The organism is Peribacillus sp. FW305-BF15, assembly GCF_058783805.1.
This window is the reverse complement of record NZ_JBYSYV010000015.1, coordinates 116,000-140,073: the sequence shown is the minus strand read 5'-3', so window position 1 is coordinate 140,073 and position 24,074 is coordinate 116,000. Positions and strand designations below refer to the sequence as shown.

24 protein-coding genes are annotated in these 24,074 nt (G+C 39.8%); 8 read left to right on the top strand and 16 right to left on the bottom strand.

Annotated elements, in window-relative coordinates; translation table 11 throughout:
- Positions 1-404: 404 nt before the first annotated feature.
- Positions 405-1,439 carry a CAP domain-containing protein gene (locus tag AC3WLU_RS17235; RefSeq protein WP_222620159.1) on the bottom strand — a complete coding sequence of 345 codons (1,035 nt, stop codon included), beginning with the start codon at positions 1,437-1,439 and terminating at the stop codon, positions 405-407.
- Between the two features lie 345 nt (positions 1,440-1,784).
- Between AC3WLU_RS17235 and AC3WLU_RS17230 the strand changes: the two genes are divergently transcribed.
- Entirely contained in the window at positions 1,785-2,147 is a 363-nt protein-coding gene (locus tag AC3WLU_RS17230; protein ID WP_034313973.1) for a YugN family protein, read from the top strand.
- A gap of 111 nt (positions 2,148-2,258) precedes the next feature.
- Here AC3WLU_RS17230 and AC3WLU_RS17225 read toward each other — a convergent pair whose 3' ends face one another.
- The 7 genes from AC3WLU_RS17225 to cyoE all read right to left on the bottom strand — a co-directional run bounded on the left by AC3WLU_RS17225 (position 2,259) and on the right by cyoE (position 9,112).
- Positions 2,259-2,720 carry a DUF420 domain-containing protein gene (locus AC3WLU_RS17225; protein WP_063576927.1) on the bottom strand — a complete coding sequence of 154 codons (462 nt, stop codon included), beginning with the start codon at positions 2,718-2,720 and terminating at the stop codon, positions 2,259-2,261.
- Positions 2,721-2,927: 207 nt separating this feature from the next.
- Complete coding sequence (gene ctaG, locus AC3WLU_RS17220) at positions 2,928-3,830, bottom strand: cytochrome c oxidase assembly factor CtaG (protein ID WP_492597618.1); 903 nt, start codon at positions 3,828-3,830, stop codon at positions 2,928-2,930.
- Positions 3,831-3,972: 142 nt separating this feature from the next.
- Positions 3,973-4,308 (bottom strand): cytochrome c oxidase subunit IVB, encoded by a 336-nt coding sequence (ctaF, locus tag AC3WLU_RS17215; RefSeq protein WP_034313978.1) that lies wholly within the window; start codon positions 4,306-4,308, stop codon positions 3,973-3,975.
- Between the two features lie 3 nt (positions 4,309-4,311).
- Positions 4,312-4,941 (bottom strand): cytochrome (ubi)quinol oxidase subunit III, encoded by a 630-nt coding sequence (locus AC3WLU_RS17210; RefSeq protein WP_034313980.1) that lies wholly within the window; start codon positions 4,939-4,941, stop codon positions 4,312-4,314.
- Positions 4,941-6,812 (bottom strand): cytochrome c oxidase subunit I, encoded by a 1,872-nt coding sequence (gene ctaD, locus AC3WLU_RS17205; RefSeq protein WP_440438587.1) that lies wholly within the window; start codon positions 6,810-6,812, stop codon positions 4,941-4,943. The genes AC3WLU_RS17210 and ctaD overlap by 1 nt, the downstream gene beginning before the upstream one ends.
- A gap of 24 nt (positions 6,813-6,836) precedes the next feature.
- On the bottom strand, positions 6,837-7,919 hold the full coding sequence (gene coxB, locus AC3WLU_RS17200) for a cytochrome c oxidase subunit II (protein WP_214768672.1): 1,083 nt from the start codon (positions 7,917-7,919) through the stop codon (positions 6,837-6,839).
- A gap of 254 nt (positions 7,920-8,173) precedes the next feature.
- A complete protein-coding gene (gene cyoE, locus AC3WLU_RS17195) occupies positions 8,174-9,112 on the bottom strand; it encodes a heme o synthase (RefSeq protein ID WP_492597617.1) in 939 nt (312 codons plus the stop codon).
- A 600-nt stretch (positions 9,113-9,712) separates the two neighbouring features.
- On the opposite strand from cyoE, the gene AC3WLU_RS17190 reads away from it, so the two are divergent.
- Positions 9,713-10,699, top strand: coding sequence for a COX15/CtaA family protein (locus tag AC3WLU_RS17190; RefSeq protein ID WP_063576929.1), 987 nt, complete (start codon positions 9,713-9,715; stop codon positions 10,697-10,699).
- Positions 10,700-10,881: 182 nt separating this feature from the next.
- Here AC3WLU_RS17190 and pyc read toward each other — a convergent pair whose 3' ends face one another.
- Together pyc and AC3WLU_RS17180 are read right to left on the bottom strand one after the other, a co-directional pair.
- Positions 10,882-14,319: a pyruvate carboxylase gene (gene pyc, locus AC3WLU_RS17185; protein ID WP_063576930.1), complete on the bottom strand. Its 3,438-nt coding sequence runs from the start codon at positions 14,317-14,319 to the stop codon at positions 10,882-10,884.
- 603 nt (positions 14,320-14,922) lie between these two features.
- Positions 14,923-15,204 (bottom strand): Fpa/YlaN family protein, encoded by a 282-nt coding sequence (locus AC3WLU_RS17180; protein ID WP_034313996.1) that lies wholly within the window; start codon positions 15,202-15,204, stop codon positions 14,923-14,925.
- A gap of 221 nt (positions 15,205-15,425) precedes the next feature.
- On the opposite strand from AC3WLU_RS17180, the gene AC3WLU_RS17175 reads away from it, so the two are divergent.
- Positions 15,426-15,929, top strand: coding sequence for a hypothetical protein (locus AC3WLU_RS17175; RefSeq protein WP_034313999.1), 504 nt, complete (start codon positions 15,426-15,428; stop codon positions 15,927-15,929).
- Positions 15,930-15,990: 61 nt separating this feature from the next.
- On the opposite strand, the gene AC3WLU_RS17170 is transcribed toward AC3WLU_RS17175, so the two are convergent.
- On the bottom strand, positions 15,991-17,322 hold the full coding sequence (locus AC3WLU_RS17170) for a PhoH family protein (RefSeq protein ID WP_034314003.1): 1,332 nt from the start codon (positions 17,320-17,322) through the stop codon (positions 15,991-15,993).
- Positions 17,323-17,583: 261 nt separating this feature from the next.
- On the opposite strand from AC3WLU_RS17170, the gene AC3WLU_RS17165 reads away from it, so the two are divergent.
- From AC3WLU_RS17165 to AC3WLU_RS17155, 3 genes are all read left to right on the top strand, one after another.
- Positions 17,584-18,183 (top strand): YhcN/YlaJ family sporulation lipoprotein, encoded by a 600-nt coding sequence (locus AC3WLU_RS17165; protein WP_082854691.1) that lies wholly within the window; start codon positions 17,584-17,586, stop codon positions 18,181-18,183.
- Positions 18,184-18,328: 145 nt separating this feature from the next.
- On the top strand, positions 18,329-18,529 hold the full coding sequence (locus AC3WLU_RS17160; protein WP_072272690.1) for a YlaI family protein: 201 nt from the start codon (positions 18,329-18,331) through the stop codon (positions 18,527-18,529).
- On the top strand, positions 18,513-18,944 hold the full coding sequence (locus AC3WLU_RS17155) for a hypothetical protein (protein WP_052137470.1): 432 nt from the start codon (positions 18,513-18,515) through the stop codon (positions 18,942-18,944). The genes AC3WLU_RS17160 and AC3WLU_RS17155 overlap by 17 nt, the downstream gene beginning before the upstream one ends.
- A gap of 37 nt (positions 18,945-18,981) precedes the next feature.
- Here the strand turns inward: AC3WLU_RS17155 and AC3WLU_RS17150 are convergent, their stop codons facing one another.
- From AC3WLU_RS17150 to typA, 3 genes are read right to left on the bottom strand one after another with little or no spacing between them, the layout of a single operon-like run.
- On the bottom strand, positions 18,982-19,266 hold the full coding sequence (locus AC3WLU_RS17150; protein WP_413000595.1) for a hypothetical protein: 285 nt from the start codon (positions 19,264-19,266) through the stop codon (positions 18,982-18,984).
- A 4-nt stretch (positions 19,267-19,270) separates the two neighbouring features.
- The gene (locus AC3WLU_RS17145; RefSeq protein ID WP_034314008.1) at positions 19,271-19,579 is read right to left on the bottom strand and encodes a YlaH-like family protein; all 309 of its coding nucleotides are present in this window, start codon (positions 19,577-19,579) and stop codon (positions 19,271-19,273) included.
- A 22-nt stretch (positions 19,580-19,601) separates the two neighbouring features.
- Complete coding sequence (typA, locus tag AC3WLU_RS17140) at positions 19,602-21,449, bottom strand: translational GTPase TypA (RefSeq protein ID WP_057278467.1); 1,848 nt, start codon at positions 21,447-21,449, stop codon at positions 19,602-19,604.
- Between the two features lie 124 nt (positions 21,450-21,573).
- Here typA and AC3WLU_RS17135 point away from each other — a divergent pair, with 124 nt between their 5' ends.
- Positions 21,574-21,756 (top strand): YlaF family protein, encoded by a 183-nt coding sequence (locus AC3WLU_RS17135; protein ID WP_057278468.1) that lies wholly within the window; start codon positions 21,574-21,576, stop codon positions 21,754-21,756.
- A gap of 88 nt (positions 21,757-21,844) precedes the next feature.
- Here the strand turns inward: AC3WLU_RS17135 and AC3WLU_RS17130 are convergent, their stop codons facing one another.
- Together AC3WLU_RS17130 and AC3WLU_RS17125 are read right to left on the bottom strand one after the other, a co-directional pair.
- Positions 21,845-22,648, bottom strand: coding sequence for an inositol monophosphatase family protein (locus AC3WLU_RS17130; protein WP_413000558.1), 804 nt, complete (start codon positions 22,646-22,648; stop codon positions 21,845-21,847).
- A gap of 392 nt (positions 22,649-23,040) precedes the next feature.
- Positions 23,041-23,238: a YkzI domain-containing protein gene (locus AC3WLU_RS17125; RefSeq protein WP_034314018.1), complete on the bottom strand. Its 198-nt coding sequence runs from the start codon at positions 23,236-23,238 to the stop codon at positions 23,041-23,043.
- Between the two features lie 194 nt (positions 23,239-23,432).
- Between AC3WLU_RS17125 and AC3WLU_RS17120 the strand changes: the two genes are divergently transcribed.
- Positions 23,433-24,053 (top strand): YktB family protein, encoded by a 621-nt coding sequence (locus AC3WLU_RS17120; RefSeq protein ID WP_063576933.1) that lies wholly within the window; start codon positions 23,433-23,435, stop codon positions 24,051-24,053.
- The last annotated feature ends 21 nt before the right edge of the window (positions 24,054-24,074 follow it).

Sequence of the window (24,074 nt, the reverse complement as noted above, 5' to 3'; positions counted from 1 at the left end):
AAGTCAATGGCAGCCTCCATTTTACGAACCAAATGATTCGCCGGCACCAGTTGATCTAAAGCAATCATTTCAAGTTGATCTCGCTGAATAGAATCATGTTTAGAAAGCATCCTCATCACCTCAGGTTTTAATACTTCTCTTTTAAAACAAAAATGACTCCAGGCAAAAGTGTTCTATCTAAATGGTAAGACAAAGTTGATTGGAGCGGGTGTACGAGACTCCTGCGGGAAAAGCGCGTCTAGGGGAGACCCCGCAGGCGAAAGCCGAGGAGGCTCACCGACCGCCCGCGGAAAGCGAGTGCCCTACGTTCCAATCAACGTCCAAATTGTACAAGCCATAAAAATAGACAAACTCGATTTTTATCAAGTTTGTCTACATTCTGAACGGACCCAAAGGGCCATATTTTATCTCTTTATGAAATTCTGGGTGTAATAATTTTTATATACCCCGACGCCCAGACCTGTAAATTCCTCGTTCAGCATCGCATCCCGATGTCCTTTGCTATTTAGCCAACCTTCCATGACAGCAGCTGCATCCACATAATGGGCTGCTATATTTTCACCTGCCGCCCTGTATTTCACATGACCTGCATCAAGACGATTTTCCAAATCCCCCTTTGTTTCAGAAACATGGGTTCCTTCAGGGGTGTCCTTCATTTCCCTGCTATGAAGGTAAGCAACCTCCGCAGTAGCGGCATCCCATTCTAAAGGCTTCAAATCAAATCTGCTGCGCATGATATTCGTAATATCGAATATTTGCTGCTCATTTCCATCTTCCACTTTCGCCATGTCCTCATCTGAAAGGTCCTTAACTGTCACAAGTTCACCATGATAGGTCAACTCATACGGCTTTTGTTTCAATAGGGCGGAATCATTCAAGAATCGGATGCTTGAAACAGTACCAGTGAACTTATCCAAATAAAGCTGAACATTAATATTCCCTAAATCAATTAACGGCCTCATGTTCATATCTTCCTCCGACAATTCAAAACGATAGGAACTGTGACCAACTTCAATATCAACAGTTGGTTCCACATATAAACTGGAATAGATGGCATCAATCGATTGTCCAATTTTAAAAGGAGCGACATTGACCTCATCACCGATTCCATAAGCAGATACCACTTTTTCATTTTCAACGGCTAATTGGAAATAATTATTATAGTCCTTTTTATAAACCCACCATTCATATCCATAGGCAGACAAATCAATTCGATCCGGCTTACCGTATTCCCTTTCTATCTCTTTTGCATTTTTCCCGATCGTTACTCCCAGACCTTCTGTCACTTCAGTAACCCCTTCCTTTTCAGAGGAAGTGCTTCTTTCATTTATATGTCCATTGGGGTTAACACCTTTGTTACCATCAATAAGGGGGTTCCCTTCATCTTCATCGCCGATATTAAGATAAATACCGATTACGAAAAAAATAATGATTAACACCAACACCTTACCTAAACTGCGCAGAGGAACACTCCCTCTCTCTATCTAATTTATGTATCCAATGCAAAAACCTTTCTTTCCTGATTATATCACTGTTCAATCATATTTTTCTAATTTACGTTAGACTGCCCCTTCATTAAATTTATTTTAAAAATGGAACTTTTGTGAATGATTAAAATACCATGGTTGAGTTCATTGCAACTTCCACCATTTCGTACTATTATAAAATATAGGATAAAATGGTATATTATAAACATACTTGGAGATTTTTAATATATTCATGTACATAATATTTTCCCGGTATGTCATTTTAATTCTCAATAGTAAACATAGGAGGTACTACTCGTGAAATTTGAAAGCTTTGGAATCGAAAACATCACAGCCGACTTAAACCGATTAGATGACCTAATGCCGCAATATGGTTTAATACGAGCAGAACAATGGGATTACGAAAGAGTAAGTTACGATCGTAAGTTCGAATTAAAAGAAGGCACGTTTTACCTGAGAATACTTGGCTATGCTACAGAGGGCGATGTTGGCGCTCACAGGGCCGTCATCAAATTAATGGTTCCTCTATTAGGAAAACATTATTATCCACACGGAGTTGAATATGGTGAAGGGGAGGATTTTCCTGCATCACTAGTTAAACAAAGTGAAAAAATCCTCGCTCAAATCAAAGAAGAACTTACACAATTCAACGGCCTATAAAAGCCGTCAGCGAAAAGTGGTATAAAGAGAGAGGATCATGTGTGATGCTCTCTTTTTTGTATCCAATACAAAAGCCTGATGCTTTTTTTTGCACCAGGCTTTTTTGTCACTTTAAAATCCTAGGATCGCCTTTATTAAAGATGTTGTTTCGCCGCCATGATAAATCACATAAAGCAGGATGTAAACAGCTACTCCAGTAATCCCAGTGAAAAACCAAATGATGCTTGTCGCCGGCCCGATTTTTTTATGAATGGCGAATTTACCTTTAAACCCAGTGGTAAGCATGATGATCCCCAAAACTGCTCCAGTTGTTGCAAGCGTTATATGGAAAATCAAAAAAATCGTATAATAAATTTTCATGTCATCGGGTCCGCCAAACGACGTACTACCAATGAAGACCGTCCGAGAAAGATATATAGTGAAAAAGATCACCGCAAAAACCGCAGCTGCCATCATGGTTTTTTTATGGGTCTCGATTTTGCGCTGTTTAATTTGATACCAGCCTATTGCAACAGTGATGGCACTTAATACAATGAAGGCTGTACTTATCGTTGGAAGGATTGGTAAAGACATATGAAATGTAGTCCTCTCTATATTTATTAATCAACTACCATTTTATAAGAGGCAATCATAAAATTCAATAAAATCAAGGATTATTAACAGAATGCTCACTTTTATAGAATACCCAAGTCAAATTACTGGCTATTTGCTTTAATTCGAAAATCAGGTAAAGTCAGATAAAAGACTTGTCCGCCCCAAGACAAGTCTTTTATCGTACAATTATTCTGCAGTCTGAAAATCCGAAGGTATAGGATCGATATCATTTTGGCCGCCATTCTCCTTTTTGAACCAAGCAAAGAAAATGACACCCAATACATAGCCTAATACGATTTCTTGAATCACTTTCATCAGAACCCCGCCAAGCTGTTGATCCTCAAGCAATGGCAGTCCATTGAACATTTCCGGACCACTGAGCGTTAAACCGGATAGTGCGGAAGCCGGAACGCAAAGTTCCATGGCACTGGCCCAAGATTCCGCATTGGTGAATGTATCATACATCGGATCATTAGCAAATATGATTAAAGCACAGGCAGGGGTCATTAGAATGCCACTGCCGAATATATAAGCTACTTTTTTCACACCTGATAGACTTTCACGTTCGGGCAGTTGATTGACAAGCGGGAACCACATCAAAACAGCGGTCGTAAATAAAAGGACCGTGTATCCGGCATGAATCCACATCCCCGTTTTGATAAAGTCGAATACTAACGGGATATGGTACAACGAGAAAAGAACGTTAAATAATAAAAGGGCGATAAGAGGTCTCGTGAAAAACTGAAATAACGGCTTCACTCCCCTTGAATTTATGAGTGTTCTCATAAGCCAATCTGGAATCGCAATGATAAATAATGGCGGAATCACGAGATAGAGCAGTGCCATTTGAAACATGTGGGCACTGAACATGATATGGCTCAATAAATCCAGCGGCGATCCTTTTACCACATAAAGAAGGAACATGGCTATCAAAAAATAAGTAGCCTGTTTGACGGAAAGCGGTGAGCTGCCCGGAAACTTCCCCCTTTTTTTTGTCACCAGCCAAAAATAGCCAACTGTAATAAGTACGAGGGTGGCAAAATAATAAGGACTCCACAAAGCGCGAAATCCAAAAATATCAATAGACAAAAAAATCACCTCGTTCATGAACTTTTTCTTACTATCCATTATACCTAAAATGAAACATTGTAACAAATATAGATAAACTTGGATGAGAATCACCACATAAAGAAAAACCGGCTATCATTCAATAGCCGATTTTCTTTATGGTTTATATCCAAACAATCGTTAGGAACACAAGGACCGTTATCAAGCCCACTGCAAGGCCGGAAAATAAGAACAATGCAATGGTGCCATGCCCTTTATGCTTCATGTGCATGAAATAATACAATTGGAAAATCACTTGTACAACTGCCAGCAGCAAAATGACCGGTTTAATGAACCAATGTGAAAAACCCTCTATTCCAACTGCAGCAAAAGCAAGTAATGTAAAGAAAATCATTAGTGTAAATGATATTACTTGGTGTTTCATCTCTTCAGCATTTTTCTTACGGCGATATTTTAAATCGACATTCGGGTTCGCTGAATTTGATTGTTCATTCGCCATCAGTTATCCCACCATTCCCATTAAGTATACGACAGTAAAGATAAATACCCAGACTACGTCAATGAAATGCCAATATAGACTTGCAACAAAAAATTTAGGAGCGTTATACAAATTCAAGCCCCTTCCTGCATTACGAACCATAAGAGATATTATCCAAACCAAACCGAAAGCAACGTGTCCTCCATGAAAACCAACTAACGTATAAAACGCGGAGCCGAAGGCACTGCTCGTAAAGGTATGATGGAATTCATGAACATAGTGATTAAATTCATAAATCTCGAGTCCAAGAAAACCAAAACCAAGTGCAACCGTAATCACAAGCCAAGCTTGCATTTGTTTAAAGTGGTTATTTTTCATATGGTACATTGCATACACACTGGTCAATGAACTGGTCAGTAACAGCATGGTTGCTACAAAAGTAAGTGGTAATTCGAATAAATCTTTAGCTAAGGCTGCATCACCATTTGGAACTTTATCCTTCAATGCTAGGTAAGTTGCAAATAGTGAGGCGAATAAAACAGTCTCTCCACCAAGAAACAACCAGAAACCTAAATACTTATTTTTACCTTCTAAAGTCGCTTTCTCGGGAGAAGCAGGCCAAGTGGCATCCGTGAATCTTTCATCTGTTTGCATTATGCCTTACCTCCCTTGTCTTTATCGTCCATAAGGTCTGCTTTATGAATATGGTATCCATGATCGTCTTTAACTGAACGAATAAACATTGAACCAAATGTCACCAAAAGTCCTACTATAATTATAGGGAGGGTCCATGTCTTATCATCCATATGGTATAAAGCACCGAATGCAGCGATAAATAAACCTGAAGCAATCGTTAATGGAAGAATAGATGAATTTGGCATATGGATATCCCCAAGTGGTTCTGCAGGAGTCATTTCCTTTTTCCCTTCCATTTTTTCAACCCAGTAAGGATCTAATCCGCGGACTAACGGCAGTTGTTTAAAATTATAAAAAGGCGGTGGTGATGGAATGGCCCATTCTAGCGTACGGCCATCTCCCCAAGGATCATTGCCGACCTTTTCATTCTTCACAGATGTAATGATGATATTGATGACCATAACCAAGACACCAAATGCCATCAAAAAGGCTCCCACAGTACTAATCATATTACCTGTATTAAAGCCTTGATTGTCCAAGAATGTAAATACGCGACGAGGCATCCCCATCAAACCTAAGAAATGTTGAATGAAGAATGTTAAATGGAAACCGATCAAGAACGTCCAAAATGTGATTTGCCCCAATTTTTCGCTTAACATTGTTCCAAACATCTTCGGCCAATAGAAATTGATCCCTGCCAATAAACCTAATACAACCCCACCGACGATTACATAGTGGAAATGGGCAACAACGAAATAACTATCATGGTATTGATAATCAGCAGGTGCAGATGCGAGCATGATACCAGTCACGCCGCCCATTGTAAATGTAGGAATAAAGGCAACTGCATAAAGCATCGGAACCGTGAACTTGACGCTTCCTCCCCACATCGTAAAAATCCAGTTGAATATCTTTATACCTGTCGGTACAGCGATAGCCATGGTCGCCACGGCAAAGATTGCATTTGCGATCGGACCTAGTCCAGTGGTAAACATATGGTGCGCCCAAACCATGAAACCTAAGAAACCGATTAAAACGGTTGCAAATACCATCGATGAATAACCAAACAATCTTTTTCTGGAGAAGGTAGCGAAAATTTCAGAAAAAATACCGAACGCTGGAAGAATCAGGATATATACTTCCGGGTGACCGAATATCCAGAATAAATGCTCCCAAATGATCGTATTTCCCCCTGCCGCTACATCAAAGAAATTTGCACCAAACATCCGATCGAACATCATTAACACCAATCCCACGGTAAGCGGAGGAAAAGCGAATAATATCAATGCAGAAACAACGAAAGTTGACCAGGTAAACAGCGGCATACGCATATATGTCATACCTGGCGCACGCATATTAATGATGGTTACTAGGAAATTGATTCCTGCCATTAGTGTTCCAAAACCTGATATTTGTAGTCCAAGGACGTAAAAATCAATGCCATGGCCTTCGGAGTGAAGGGATAGTGATGCATACGATGTCCAGCCTGCATCGGGAGCCCCCCCTAAAAACCAGGAAAGATTTAAAAAGACTCCCCCAAAGAAAAACAGCCAAAAACCTAATGAGTTCAAAAATGGGAACGCAACATCACGTGCCCCTATCTGTAATGGCACAACCGCATTCATAACAGCAAATACCAATGGCATTGCCGCCAGGAATATCATTGTCGTACCGTGCATGGTCAAAATTTCATTATAAAATCCGGCACTAACGAAGTCATTATTTGGGATTGCAAGCTGGATACGGATAAACATCGCTTCCAAACCGCCGATTACAAAGAATAACCCGCCAGAGATAAGATATAGAATGGCGATTTTCTTATGGTCTACCGTCGTCAGATAATCCCAAAGCGTAGCGCCAAATCCTTTTTTATTAGCGTAGGTACTCACGATTTAACCTCCTTAATCAATGTTCTATTTGTCTTCCACCTTAAGCTCTAATAGATAAGCTGCCAGTGCATTAATATCTGAATCCGAAAGTTCACCGTAAGTACCGGTCATCGTGTTGCCCGGTTTATACTTCTCAGGATCCTTGATCCATTTCTTCACATTCTCTTCCGTATGATCCAATACGCCAGCAACTTTTTCACGCTCACCGAATGTAGCCAGATTCGGAGCCTGACGAGCAGCTTCAGGCCTGCTGTCATTCGGCGTCACCGCATGGCAGCCTATACAACTTTGATTAAAGACATCTTCACCCTGTTTGGCCAGATCGCCTTCAACGACAGGTTCCTTCGAGGCTTTCATATCTTTAGTCCATGCTTCAAAATCACTTTTAGACTTCGTTATGACCTTAAAATCCATCAAAGCATGTGAAGGACCGCAAAGCTCAGCACATTTTCCGTAGAATAAGTTGTTCGAATCTTCTGCCTTTTCACCATCGAATTCTAAGAAAAACTGATTGACCCCTTCTGTATTTGTATCCATCTTCCCTCCGACAGACGGTACCCAGAATGAGTGCTTAACATCTGAAGCAGTTAGATTGAAGTACACTTTTCGATCTGTCGGCACAACCAAATCCTGACTTGTTACGACGCCAAGGTCTGGATATTCAAACTCCCACCAATAAAGGTTTGCCCTAACATTCACGACAAGTGCATCCTTCGTCTTTCCATCCTTATCTTTCTTATCCATTGCCTTTGTGTCGGCTAAGTCAAAAGTCGTGACGACGGTTGGAACAGCCAGAACAATTAAAAGAAGGATAGGAATAACAGTCCAGATAATTTCGAGTTTATGACTTCCTTCAATTTGTTTCGGTATTGTTTCGTCGCCTTCCTTCCGACGGAAGCGTAGTATAACTACAACAAACAAAATAATCACAACAATAATAACCAGTACCATGATTAGTGTACTCAATATCAGTAAGTCATACTGAGATTGCGCAACATCGCCAGCTGGCTTCAGTGCGGATAGAAATGGTTCGCCGCAGCCCGAAAGGACAAGTCCTACAATTCCCAGCAGAGCAATTAGGCGCCATTTGTGCAGCCTTTTTTTCATAGCTTCAGAAACCCCTCTTTCGTCAAAATTTTCTCACAAAAATAAAAATGGGCGCAATTGCGAATATTCTCTCTATGTCAATTTCTAAAAAGAAAGAATCCCTAATCTAAGGAATTATTAAGTTGATTCATGTAACCGCTCTTATGTATGCCCCTGTTGGTTCCGTTAATATGTATGAATGGCGGTCAGTGCTTTATTTATCAGTAAACTGGAGGCCTGTAAAAGAACAGGCCGCCAGTTTATTTAAACCAAAACTAGATCAGTGTGACAATAACCATCGCTACAAATAAAATGGTCATATAATTTAGAGAATATACAAACATGGATGTTGCCCATTTAACATCGTCTTTCTTTTTATACCCCTTAATCCCCAAAATAAGCCAGCCTGTGCTCAATAATGCAGCAAGAATAACTAGCGGTGTTCCTAATGGAGTTAAAAAGAAAGGAATGAACATTAAACAGATGATCCACAGCATAATCGATCTTTTTGCAGCCTTGAACCCTTTTACGACCGGAAGCATAGGTACTCTAGCTGCACGATATTCTTCGACACGCCTCATTGCAAGTGCATAAAAATGAGGAGGCTGCCACAAGAACATGATCGCGAACAGGACCCAGGCGATCTTATCAAGGCCCGGGTCGACCGCAGCCCACCCGATAAGCGGAGGCACCGCTCCGGATATACTGCCTATTATCGTATTCGAGACAAATCTACGTTTGAAAACCATAGTATATAAAACAACATAGGCGAAGACGCCGAATGCTCCAAGTATGGCAGTTGTCATATTAGTCAATGCAAGTAAAATCAGCCCTGCAGCAATTAAGCCGAAACTTAACGCCAATACCTTTGAAGGCTGTACTTTCCCGGTTACCGTTGGACGGTTTTTCGTTCTTTCCATTAAATGATCGATATCACGGTCATAATAATTATTGAAACTGCAAGATCCCGCCATTATGAGCGCCGAACCAGCAAGTGTATAAAACACTACATCTAGATTGCTTAAGAAGCTAAGCCCCGAAAAATGAAGAGCTAACCACACGCCGGTAAAAGCTGTAATTATATTTGAATTGACGATCCCCACTTTTATAAGTGCGAGAAAATCCTTCCAAGCTGTTGTTTCAGGTATATCCGATTGAAGGGCGGCTTTACTGTCCTCCATGACAGCTTCTGACAAACCCCTTGTTTCTGACATTTGTTTTCCTCCTTTAAATCATTCAGCACAGACGCAAATGCAAAAAAATACTTACATATGCTATAGAACATTATTTCATACTTTTTGATATTTGTAACCAAGGAAGCGTAAACAAAAAGTAAATTATTTACCAATGACTGTCGTCAATGGAATCCATCGAGAGCTATCATTCTTAATATCATGCTTAACAACAGTAAAATTTAGTAAAATCATTTCTTCAATATATTAAAACACATTTTTGGAAGCTTTTGTGAAAATTTTTCGGATATTTTTGACCAATTTGTGTCTCAATAATTTACTGCTCTTGTAAGATGTTCATCAAGAACATGAATAGTATGCTTTTATCATCATCCCCTAGGCTTATTCCCTATTTTGCTCCTACTTGTAGGTTTACACTCCCTTTATTTCTATCAAAGTCTTTTGTAACTTTCAACTATTTCAGGCATTTTAATTAATAGTTATAATATTAACTGAACTTGTAAAATCATTCTATTTTGTGTAATATCGAGGAAGTTCGACAAATATTATGAAAAATCTTATGCTATTATTAATTTTATGGAACAATCCTAATTTGCTACAGAGAAAAAGGTGGGACTACTAGTGAAATCGTCTCTTAAATGGTTTGCTGTTTTAACAACGATTGTAATGCTTTTCATCTTACTTGGCGGCGCTTTAGTCACGAAGACGGATTCCGGCATGGGATGCGGCAGGTCCTGGCCATTGTGCAATGGCCAATTGATCCCGGACAAAATCACGATTGAATTGGTCATTGAACTTTCCCATCGTCTCGTTTCAGGTGCTGGAGGATTCTTGGTTTTAATTTTATCGTATATGTCTTGGAAAAAAATCGGCCATATCCGTGAAGCACGTTTCTTATCCGTCCTTTCTTTTGGTTTTCTGTTACTACAAGGGTTAATCGGGGCCGCTGCCGTCATTTGGTCACAATCCGATTTTGTCCTTGCCCTTCATTTCGGCATATCGCTCATTTCCTTTGCTGCCGTCTTTTTACTGACATTGTTGATTTTTGAAGTAGACAAGAAGTTTGAAGCCGAAAAACTTATAGTTGACAAACGTATGAAATTCCATATCATTGGCGTATTGATTTTTTGTCTCGTAGTCGTATATACAGGTGCTCTTGTAAGGCATACAGAATCAAGTCTTATCTGTAAGGATTGGCCTTTATGTGTAAATGACAGCCTTGCACTCCCCTCTAACCTTTATGAATGGATACAGATGGGACACCGTGCAATCGCAGGCGCCATTTTCATTTGGGTATCATATGTGGCTTATATCGCAAAAAAACATTACAAAAATCAAAAAGTGTTATATGGCGGTTGGATGGCTGCATTCATTCTCGTATTTTTACAGGTTACCGCTGGAGCCTTCATCATTTTCTCAAGGCAAAACTTATATATCGCATTGACACACGCATTATTCATTGCCTGCTTTTTTGGTATAATGAGCTATTTGATGCTATTGACATCAAGAAGCAAAAAAAATGCACTGGCCAAGCAAAAAAGAAACTCCACGCACACAGTCAAAGGACAGGATGAAAAGGACATAACACCAACAGTACCCGCCCGTTAATTTCTGATTGTTCAATCAATAATATAATAAGACAAAACAAGAACCACCATTCCCTGGGGAATGGTGGTTCTTGTTTTGTCTTAAGATACCGTGGATTGCCTTGAATGAGGGTGTAGGGCAGCTTGAAACCTCAAGCATACCCCATATACCCTAAATCATTCAGAAGGTCACAGTCAGCGATATTACTTAGTTATTTCAATCAATAAGTCCCCAGTACTGATCGCTTCTCCATCTTTTACATAAATATCTTTGATGGTCCCGGAGAATGGTGCTTGCACGGTGGTTTCCATTTTCATCGCTTCCGTAATGATCAGGTGATCACCCTGCTTGACCTGATCTCCTTTCTCGACCACTACACGAATTACCGTACCTGGCATTGTCGCACCGATTTGTTCTTTATTTTTTGGATCAGCTTTTACTTTTGATACAACGGAAGATTTAATGTTTTCATCCTTGATGATCACTTCACGTGATTGACCATTCAACTCAAAATACACAACCCGTGTTCCATCAGCCAATGGCTGGCCGATTGAAACCAATTTTACGATAAGCGTTTTACCCTTTTCGATTTCAACTTCGATTTCTTCCCCTAGCCTCATACCATATAAGAAAGTCGCGGTATCGAGGTTGGAAACATCTCCAAACAGCTCAATCGTTTTATTGTAGTCCAGGAATACTTTTGGATATAGGGCATATGCAAGCACATCGAAATCAGTGACTGCCCGTCCCAATTCCTTGAATAATTCTTCTTTAAGTGCTGCAAAGTCCACTTCTTCCAATAACTCACCCGGTCTTACTGTTATAGGTTTCTTCCCTTTCAGGATAACTTCCTGAAGCTCTTTAGGGAATCCCCCAACTGGCTGACCTAGATAGCCTTCGAATAACTCTATGACTGAATCAGGGAAATCGATGGATTTACCTTTTGTCAGAACATCCTCTTCAGACAGGTTATTTTGTACCATGAATAAAGCCATGTCCCCAACAACTTTGGATGACGGAGTCACTTTAACGATATCACCGAACATTACATTGACGCGCTGATACATCTCTTTCACTTCATGCCAGCGGTCTCCCAGCCCAACTGCTTTGGCTTGCTGCTGCAGATTACTATATTGACCGCCCGGCATTTCGTGTTTGTAAACCTCGGTATGAGGTGCATTCATTCCGCTTTCGAAGTCATGATAGAATTTCCTGACCTCACCCCAGTATTCTCCTAAACGCTCTAGAGAATCGACTTCCAACTTAGGCTGTCTGCTTGAACCCTCCAATGCATAATGAAGTGTTTGTACACTTGGCTGAGAAGTCAGTCCAGCTAAAGAACCAATCGCCGTATCAACGATATCCACACCGGCTTCAATCGCTTTAGAATACATGTAAATGCCATTTCCGCTTGTATCATGAGTATGCAGATGAATCGGAAGGGATGTCGATTCTTTCAGTTCCGAGACAAGGCGGTAAGCAGCATCAGGCTTCAAGAGCCCGGCCATATCCTTGATTGCTAAAATATGGGCACCAGCTTGTTCCAATTCCACCGCCATATTTTTATAGTAGTCGATATTATACTTGCTGCGTGTTGGATCATTCAAGTCCCCTGTATAACAAATGGCAGCTTCTGCAATTTTGCCGGATTGACGGACTGCATCAATAGCCAATTCCATCCCTTTAACCCAGTTTAAACTATCGAAGATACGGAAAACATCAACGCCTGCATCCGCTGATTTCTCTACGAATTCACGAATGACATTATCAGGATAATTTTTATAACCAACTGCGTTTGAAGCCCTTAAAAGCATTTGTAATAGGACATTCGGTGCTTTTTTCCTGAAACTTAACAGCCTGTCCCACGGATCTTCTTTCAAGAAACGATAGGCGACATCGAAAGTTGCCCCGCCCCACATTTCCATTGAAAATAAATCAGGAAGCAGTTTTGCTGTAGGTTCTGCGATATCAAGGATATCTTTCGACCTGATTCTCGTCGCCAATAAAGATTGATGTGCATCACGGAAAGTCGTATCAGTGATCAATACCTCTTTCTGTTCTTTGATCCAATTGACCAGTCCCTCTGCTCCTTGCTCTTCAAGTATATTTTTTGTACCCGAGATAAGCGGCAAGCCACCAACATTAGGAATCGGTGCTGGATCAAAAACAGGTTTTTTCTTTTTCTCGACTCCCGGGAATCCATTCACGGTCACATTTCCGATATATGAAAGCATTTTTGTCCCACGGTCTTTTCTAATTGGGAAGCTAAATAATTCCGGTGTTGAATCAATGAATGATGTATCATATTCCCCATTTATGAATTTTTCATGTTTTACAACATTTTCAAGGAAGGGGATATTTGTTTTAATACCACGAATCCTGAACTCCTTAAGGTTACGAACCATTTTGGAAGCTGCCTGCTCAAATGTAAGCGCATGAGTAGAAAGTTTAACGAGAAGGGAATCATAATATGGTGTGATGACCGCACCTTGGAACCCATTCCCTGCGTCCAGGCGGACACCGAATCCCCCACCGGAACGGTACACCATCATTTTCCCGGTATCAGGCATGAAATTATTCAATGGATCTTCGGTCGTCACCCTTGATTGAATCGCATATCCATGAGTTTTAATTCCTGCTTGTTCAGGAATCCCGATCTTCTTGCCATGGAGCTCATGCCCTTCAGCCACCATGATTTGAGATTGGACGATATCAATGCCCGTAATCATTTCAGTGATCGTATGCTCAACCTGTACCCGTGGATTGACTTCAATAAAGTAAAACTCGCCATTTGCGACAAGGAACTCGACCGTACCAGCGTTTACATAATCAATATTTTTAGCCAACTTGACGGCTGCTTCACAAATCCTTTCCCTTAAATCTTCGGAAAGGGAAACGGAAGGTGCCACTTCCACAACTTTTTGATGCCGTCTCTGAACGGAACAGTCACGCTCATATAAATGGACGATATTCCCATGAGTATCAGCCAAAATCTGAACTTCGATATGCTTCGGATTTTGTATGAATCTCTCTACATAGACTTCATCATTACCAAAAGCTGCTTTAGCTTCTGATTTTGCGCGATCATAAGCCTCTTCAACTTCTTCGATTTTTCCGACAATTCGCATTCCGCGTCCGCCGCCGCCTAATGAGGCTTTTATAATAATTGGAAAACCGTATCGTTCACCAAATTCCTTGACTTCTTCAACACTGGTCACCGGTCCATCGCTACCAGGGATAACCGGAATATCCGCCAGTTCAGCTTGTGTTCTGGCTTTTACTTTGTCACCAAACATATCTAGGTGTCTTGATTCTGGTCCGATGAAGATTATGCCCTCTTCCTCACAACGTTTCGCAAATTCAATATTTTCTGAAAGGAAACCATAACCGGGATGAATCGCATCGACGCCACTCATTTTGGCAATCGCAATTATGCCTTCAATATCCAGGTATGCATCAATCGGCTTTTTGCCTTCCCCGACCAAATATGCCTCATCCGCTTTATATCTGTGATAAGAACCATAATCTTCCTTTGAATAGATTGCAACTGTGTGAATGTCTAATTCCGTACAAGCCCGAAAAATCCTTATCGCTATTTCCCCGCGATTTGCCGCAAGTACTTTTTCTATACGTTTCCCCATTGCTACCACCCTAATCAATATGTATTTTTATTGAATATATAGAAAAAAAGCGTGAAAGATTTCCACCACTTTTTATTCATGAATTGATTTCCCAAATAAGGAGTCCAATCTGTTTAGGCTCATTTTATCGCTGATGTAATTATTTCGATATATTTTATATTTTCGTTTTTCACATCCGATAAAGACAAAAAAAGAGCCATATATCATTAACAAATTAAAATTTAGCTATAATAATATATTATCAATTTGATTTAACATTCAATTAATATAACAATAATACTAAAATTAACTGAATACAATAAAAAAATAAAAAATTACATATATTCGTATAAAAAAACAGGGAATTAGATCTGACTCCCCTACTATCGATCCATTATTGATCAAAGCCATATGACCGGAAAATCCCACAGGGAATATTTTAAAATCGGAAGATGACCATTGAACTTAGAAAGAATTCAAAAGAATAAGATAACTCAAATTGAACTTCGCGAACTAATTAGTATGTCACTATTAAATATAGTATAACATTATTCATTAATTGTGTATATAAATAAAAAACTCAAACAATCATCGAGATTTGTTTGAGTTAGTATGTTTTATCTATTATTTTTTTAACGATGCTTCATGCAAAACTGACAATTCCTGTTCAAGGGTTTCCAAAAGGGATTTACCCTCGGTCTCCTCTACCAAACCTAAGCGTACGGCAAAATCAATTTCTCGTGATAGGCCGAACATTTGCGTATCAAGTACCTCTTCATATAAAGGACATTGAGGCATAGTGAGATTTTCCATTTGAACTTTAATCAGTTTTAGAATCTTGTCAGCATCTGCTTTTAATAAAGCATAAGCTTTTTCTCGATGATTGACAAGCATATCAGATGCCATGTTAAATCCCCCCGCTCAGAGCGATTAAATCTTATCTCTAAATTCTACCTTTAGTTTTGTGAAAAAGCAAGGACATTGACGAACAATTTGCCATTGAAATATCACGATCACCTCTCAAATGGATATACCCAGCCATGGAATTTATTCACCATCTTGAAGATGTGACATTTCTATTATAATTGATTATAATCATTAAAGAGCAACAGAAAGGAATGAGATATTTGGAACCCATCGTATTTATAAATGGAAAAGTGAAATATCCAATTACGCTAGATCCTGGAGTATGGATTTTTGATGACCGTAAAGTTGAAATCGATACATATTTCCACGCTGAAAGAGTCCAAGTCAATGAATTAGAAGAATATACGATTGCCGCCTCCAAACATTGGCAAAAAGAAATACAGGAAGGAGCAATAATGCCACCCACAATAAAAACGGAACGAAAGTTCGAGAAGCAAAGATTGCTGGAAGGGACTTTCGGCATCCCTTTTGAACCGTTTTTAAAAAATGCCGAACCTGAAAATGGGGTGACCGAAGTCATCGTTACAACCGATGATGAGGAACTTACATTCCCGTTGGCAACGGCACTTGAATTTTTCCTGGGCTTTTCCAAGGATGGAAAGCCGCTTAAAATATCCGAAGGCGGCCCTCTGGAAATTTATTTCGGAGACGCTTCCAACATCAATGATCCGATAAAAAATGTACGGTCTTTCACCGTTAAATAAGACTTCGTTCATCCTTGCCAAAACTTTGGCAATCGGCAAGGGAAACCCCTTGCCGATTGCATTATAAAAGTGTAGCTGCCAGTTGTGCCAATCCCGATCTTTCACCTTTTATCAATTTAACATGGCCGGCTATACGCTCGGTCTTGAATTTTTCCACAACATAGGTCAAACCATTATTATATTCGTCTAAATAAGGATGATCTATTTGCTCCGGGTCCCCCATCAAGACAATTTTGCTCCGTTCCCCGACCCTCGTCAAGATTGTCTTGACCTCATGTTTCGTTAAGTTCTGCGCTTCATCGATGATAATGAACTGATCCGGTATGCTCCTTCCCCTGATATAGGTGAGGGCTTCAACTTCGATCGAACTCATTCCTGCTAAAATCGCATCCAATTCCCCAGGTTTTTTCGTATTGAACAGAAATTGGAGATTATCAAAAATAGGCTGCATCCATGGTCTTAATTTTTCTTCTTTTTCCCCAGGCAGATAACCAATATCTTTACCGACCGGAACAATGGGCCTGGCAACCAAAAGTTTCTTATATTGTGACAGATCTTCAGTTTGCATCAATCCTGTTGCCAATGCCAATAAAGTCTTGCCTGTCCCCGCCTTACCAATGAGCGTCACAAGCTGGATATCCGAACGAAGCAACAAATCAAGGGCCATGGTCTGCTGGACATTTCTCGGTTTAATTCCCCAAATATGCTCCCCTTCATACATCAGTTTCTTGACTAGCCTGCAGTTCTCATCCACTATCCCGATCGCCGAAGCTGAACTGCCCAGCGTGTCCTTCATCAATAGGAATTGATTTGGGTAATATGCATCTTTTGTCAGTTCTTCCAGTGAAAGAAAGCTTTTTTCATAAAACTTATTCAGGTTATCAATCGATACATACACTTCTTTGTGCCCAGCGTATATATGATCCAGTTCTACAACGCGATCATTTAAAAAATCCTCTGCCTCTAGACCGATGGCGTCAGCTTTAACCCTGACGAGAGTATCTTTGCTAACCAGAATGACCGTTTTTCCATCTTCCTTCGTCTCTTCTTCCAAAGATAAATTTTTCGCGACTGCCAATATCCTGTTATCATTCGTTTTCTCAACAAAAATTTCCTGAAGTTTGTGAAATGAACGGTGGTTGAGTTCAATCCTTATGCTGCCTCCATTATGAAGCGGAATGCTCTGATGCAGCTTTCCTTTTTCACGAAAACTATCGATCAATTTCGATACTTGCCTGGCATTCCTTCCGATTTCATCCATATACCTTTTTTTTGAATCCAATTCTTCTAATACGACTGCTGGAATGACAACTTCATTATCTTCGAATGAATAAATCGAATACGGATCCTGCAACAGGACATTCGTATCTAAAACATAGATTTTTTTCCCCAATATGACGCCTCCTGCCTGCTCTATAGGATATGTCTTACCATTTACTACACTCAGCAGTTATGTAGCGGACGAGACTGTTGATAAAATATATGTTCCTTTGCATAAAGATAGAAGAACATTTACAGACTATAAAGAAAACTTCCAGCAAAGAATGCCATCCCCAACATTGATTACACCCTGTTTCACTGCATGTAATAATGACAACAGACTTGGTCGGTGGCGGACAGGCTGGAACCAAAGAACATTTAAGGAGGTTGTACATTGCAAAAAATCATATTGTCGCTCGCTGCTGTTCTGTTGATGTCAGGTTGCGCAACGGATAATAAAAATGAAGTGTCTGAAAATAATGCGCAAAACAATATAACGAAAGTCAATAATACGACCATTAAGGAAACAGACAGGAATACAGGTCAGCAAACTGCGGAAAGACTTACCGGTTTGGCTAAGTCCATTCCAGAGGTGAACGATGCCACCGCAGTTGTACTTGGCAAATTCGCCATCGTCGGAATAGATATCGACCAAGATATTGAGCGTTCACAGGTTGGAACGATAAAGTACTCAGTCGGAGAAACTTTAAAACATGATCCTGACGGTGCTAATGCCATCATCGTCGCTGACCCGGATTTAAATGAGCGGATCAGGGAGGTAGCCAAAGATATTAAAGACGGCAAACCGGTAACCGGGATACTAAATGAACTCGCTGACATCACAAGCCGAGTCATCCCGGAGGTTCCTGGTGATATTTTAACCCCAACGCCATCTAAGAACATCGAAAAGGAAAAAAATAAACTTGATGATGATACGGAAAGAAAAGAACTCGATAAAGAGCAAAATGATCAATCCAATCATTTTAAAGATTGATATTACCCGACCCGAAATGAATCTTCGGGTCTTTTTCATATCCAACAATCAACGTTCAACTGATAGTTTCACTTTATCCTCGTTTTACCATAAAAATATTGGTATACTTAAAAGCATATTCAAATTGAAGTGAGGTTCAACTAATATGAAGGTTAAATGTGTAATATGCGATCAAATTGAATCTATACCTGACGATAGCCCAGAAGCGAAGAAACTTCGAAACCGTCCTATACATACCTATATGTGCAATACATGCAACCAACGCATAGAAGAGCGTACGAACGAGCGGATTGCTACCGGTAACTTCCGTCTTTATCGGACGATCAAAAATGAAGATGAGTGGTAGAACATTTCATAAAGTTACTCTGATTGGCCTGATCAATGGACTTCTGCTTGGATGGATAATGAAGTGGGTCGAAATGCTATCCGGTAAACAAGTGTATAAGCTTTTATTGAATGTGGATTTCCTCCCCCTAATGGGAGCGGTTTCCTGGAGTGAGGAATCATTATTCTTTTTCCACCTCCTTTTCTCACTGGCAATTACGTATAGTTACGTTTATTTTCTACATCCTTTGAAAGTTTTCAGGAAATGGAACAAATACGCACTTGCTTTTATCACGATCATTCCAGCCATCATGCTTTACTTCCCATTATCGGCGCTGTCAAAAACAGAAGTTGTACTTCCTTCTGATTTGACAGCTTTCTTTTTGTGGACAATCTTACATCTTTTTTATGGACTTTCCCTCCCTAAAGCAATATAAAAAGAACCGTGCGTAAATCGCACGGTTCTTTTTATCATTACTCGATATTTTTATACTTTTCTGGCTCTAACTGAATTTGGTCTAACATGATATCAATCAATTCAATCGGATAACGCTGCTTTTTTATTTCGTCTCCCAAAAGGTACTCGACGAAATAAAAAGGTTCTGTTTTTGTAACCGAATCGATTATCACCTGATGATCGTCTTTCAGCATCTGCATGAAAAACATTTCTGTATCGCGTGCAGCTGAATCATCAGGCCTTGCATCACAAACAACTTTGATCGTCAACCAATTGTATAAAGCATCCTGTAATGATTTCATCATCTTAAGCCTGTTCTTCTTTTCTCGAATTATGAAGACGGATCCTATAAATCCCCAGAACAAGCGAAGCGATGACTAATGCCTCCCCCATAGGGAGAAATACCGCAAAGAAAGAAAGAAGGGTACATCCAAGTGCCATTACCACATAAATGACCACATTTTTTAGCAATGGTAACTTTTTGGCAAAACCTAACTGATAGACAAGGATGCATAATCCAAAGACCGTCAAATATAAATACCACATTCCTGCTTCAGGATTTTCATCCACTCTGTACAATGCTGCAAAAAATGATAATCGCTCTTGGATATCCAATCTTTTCTCCTCCTCTTGCTATTTATTTTTCTTCAATAGCAACTTTTTTTCTTTTAGCTGCTCTTTCACGCTCGTTTTTATCTAGAATTTTTTTACGAAGGCGGATTGAATCCGGAGTTACTTCACAGTACTCGTCATCGTTCAAATATTCCAGAGCTTCTTCAAGGGACATGATTCTTGGTTTTTTCATGGAAGAAGTTTGGTCTTTATTTGCTGAACGCATATTGGTCATTTGTTTCGCTTTAACGATATTAACAGTCAAATCGCTATCACGGTTATGTTCCCCGACGATCATGCCTTCATAAATATCCGTACCTGGCTCAACGAAAATAACACCGCGGTCTTCTACTTGCATAATACCGTATTGTGTAGTTTTTCCTGATTCCATGGATACAAGTACACCTTGGCGTCTTCCGCCGACTTGACCTTGTGCCATTGGTTGATAGCTGTCAAATGAATGGTTCATGATACCATATCCGCGTGTAATCGTTAAGAACTCAGTTGAATAGCCAATAAGTCCGCGAGCTGGGATCGTGAACAGTAAACGAACTTGACCGCTTCCGCTGTTGATCATATCCAATAATTCACCTTTACGGGCTCCCATTGATTCCATGATCGAACCAGTGTGCTCCTCAGGTACGTCGATTTGTACACGTTCAACCGGCTCACAACGGACACCATCAATCAAACGAACGATAACTTCCGGTTTAGAAACTTGCAGTTCATAACCTTCACGTCTCATGTTTTCGATCAGGATGGAAAGGTGAAGCTCCCCACGACCTGAAACAATCCAGACATCCGGAGAATCAGTATTTTCGACTCTTAAGCTGACATCAGTCTGCAATTGGTTTTTCAAACGCTCTTCAATTTTACGAGCTGTGACGAATTTACCTTCACGGCCTGCGAATGGGCTGTTATTTACAAGGAAAGTCATTTGTAATGTTGGCTCATCGATACGTAGAATTGGAAGGGCATCAGGATGTTCAGTCGGACAAACCGTTTCCCCTACGTTAATATCTTCCATACCTGAAACGGCAATTAAATCACCGGCAACGGCTTCTTGGATTTCAACTTTCTTCAAGCCAATATAACCAAAGATTTTCGTTACACGGAATTGTTTAACCTTTCCATCAAGTTTCATTAATGAAACTTGTTGACCTACATGCATTTTACCGCGGAATACACGGCCAACCCCGATACGTCCTACATAATCATTATAGTCAAGTAAAGCCACTTGGAATTGAAGCGGTTCATCTGAGTTATCAATTGGTGCTGGAATCGTTTCGACGATTGTTTCGAAAAGTGGGGTCATGTCTTTTTCTTGTTTAGCAGGATCTGAATCCAAGCTTGCAGTACCAGCGATACCTGAAGTGAAGACAACTGGGAAGTCTAATTGTTCTTCTTCAGCTCCTAGTTCGATGAATAAGTCAATTACTTCATCGACCACTTCATTTGGACGTGCAGAATCTTTATCGATTTTGTTCACGACAACGATTGGCGTGATCTTTTGTTCCAATGCTTTTTTCAACACGAAGCGAGTTTGCGGCATACAGCCTTCATATGCATCAACAACAAGAAGAACGCCATCGACCATTTTCATGATCCGTTCCACTTCACCACCAAAGTCGGCATGACCAGGTGTATCCAAAATATTGATTCTTGTATCTTGGTATTGAACTGCTGTATTTTTCGCAAGAATCGTAATTCCGCGTTCTTTTTCAATCGCATTAGAATCCATCGCACGTTCTTCCACATGTTCATTTTCACGGAAAGTACCAGATTGCTTTAGCAACTGATCCACTAACGTCGTTTTACCATGGTCAACGTGAGCAATGATGGCTATATTACGAATATTTTCTCTTAATTTCAAAAAATTCACTCCTAAAAAAGTTTGTGTAAAACGTATCACTAGTATTAACTTACATATTATATCACAAACATACTAGAAACAAATACAGAAATTATGTACAATAGATATATTAGGGGTGATATTCATGAACATTAAATGGAATTTCTTAATATTAGCGGTATTGGCAACATCATGCATTGGCTCCATTGGCATCTTCATTGCTGAAAAAAGCTTGATTGGAATATTAGCTGCAATCGTTATTCTTTGCGGAATCATGGGGTTCGGTTTCACCCAGAAGAAGAAATTACGTGAAGCCGGGAAGTTATAATATAAAAAACTCGCTGGCAGACAGCGAGTTTTTTTTGTTAATTATTTCTATCCGAGACTTTTATCATGGCCGCAATCAGTCCTTGATACTAACGGCTGGAGTTTCCTGATAAGTATTTGTCAAATACTTCTTTGTGTAGCCCTGGTTTTGATACGAAAAGTGAGTCGCCTTTTAAAAAATCCAATTTGTCACCTTTCATATTACTAACTTCCCCGCCCACTTCCTCGACCAGTAAAACTCCCCCGGCAAAGTCCCAAGGCATGAGTCTCATGGTTATGTATGCATCAATCCTCCCAGCGGCCACGAATGCCAGCTCCAACGCTGCCGAGCCATAAGAACGTGTTCCTCTTGCATCCCGGACGAGCGGTGCCAAAAGACTCGGGTCGATCCTCCGGTTTTCCGTTACCCAGCTTGCATTAATGGAAATGATCGCTTTGCTTACCAATGCCTCTTCAAGAGATGGGAGCCTTTGATCATTCAGAAATGCTCCTTGTCCCTTAATCGCATGATATAATTCATCACTAAAGACATCATAAACCATGCCAATCTTTCCGATGCCATCCACATAAACCCCAAGAGAAATCGCAAAATTCCTCTGTTGATGAATGAAGTTCAAAGTTCCATCAATTGGATCGATGATCCACACCGTACCTTTTAGGTCTTTAATATCATTGCCCATTCCCTCTTCACCAAAAATACGGTGTTCTGGAAAAGCTTCGCCGATTTTTTCGCAAAAAAACTTTTCTATCCCCTTATCCATATTAGTTACCAAATCATTCGGATTCGTTTTCATTTCAATATTCAACTTGGTTTTGAAGGACGCCCTTAGCCTATTACCGGCTTCTTTCATCCATAACTTCGCATATGTATCCATTTCCTTGACCGATGCCATTATAATATCCCCGTCCTTTATGATCAGAAACTACATTAAAATGATCCTCTTTTAAAGATTAAAGCAAATAGAGCTTGCCTTCAAGCTTTTAACATCTTAAATTTTCCATTTTTTTAACTGATGAGGAAAGAAGTTTCCTTGACTGCCCATCCATTAATCGTAATCATGATTTAGCCAGCAAGAATATTCTCCTTACTTGACGTTCCCCTTCCTTATTAAAAGGACTCGAGACCAAATGAAATTCCACATTATATATATTGGACATTTAATGAAAAACGGACACATTATTTTTTAATAAAATAAAGTGTCCGTTATCTATAATAAAATTCCTTGTATTGAAATTGATTCATTTCCTTAATTCATTCTCCTTCAAGGTCTCTGCAGCCAATCATTTACAAGGCTTTCAGTTTCAACAATTCCAAGCGGATTCGTTCTAGTCTTTGCTTGCATTGTGACCTCTTTTGGTCATTCTCTTCACCGATTGCTTCAAAAAGGGTTGCTAATTCATAGTCCATTTCCATTCTTAACACTGCAGCTCTATGTCTTTCAACTTCTTTAGCTTTTAATGCTTGGTTCATGACTTGTTTCATAATTAACATTCTCCCTTCGTTAATTAACGTAATTTTCTGAATTTATATTATCATATGACTTCCTACCTCAAATAGCAACTAATTTGTGTTATAACCTATAAGGAATTTTACATTGCCAACCTGAATCGTATTTTTAAAATTTTACTTTTACTTATGCTACAATATGTGCAGATATTACGGTAGGAGAGATGAAAATGAATATAGCAAGTTTTACAGCAGATGATTTTGATGTTTTTAAAATTGATGGATTGGAACCGCGCATGGATGCTTTAAAAGAACGGATCCAGCCTAAATTACAAGCCCTAGGAGAGCACTTTTCTCAAAAGCTCTCAGTTATGACCGGCGATGAAATGCACCCTCACGTTGCAAAGCATGCTAGACGGACAGTGAATCCCCCTAATGATACATGGGTTGCTTTTGCTGCCAATAGCAGAGGTTATAAAATGATGCCGCATTTCCAAATCGGGTTATGGGAAACGCATATGTTCATCTGGTATGCCGTCATTTACGAAGCCCCTAATAAAATGGAAATCGGAAAGCATCTGGAGCAGCAGGCAGATCGATTGGTGAATAGCATTCCCTCCCATTATGTTTGGTCAATGGACCATACAAAACCTGATGTCATCCCTCATGATGGTCTTGGAGTAGATGATTTGAATTCAATGTTCACCCGTTTGCAAACGGTAAAGAAAGCCGAAATCCTATGCGGTATAAAAATTTCCCGTGATGACGCTATTCAGTTAAAAGATGATGATTTCATTGAAACCATTCAAGATGCGTTTGAACATCTTTTACCCTTATATCAATTAAATTAAACACATTGATTCCTATTCGGA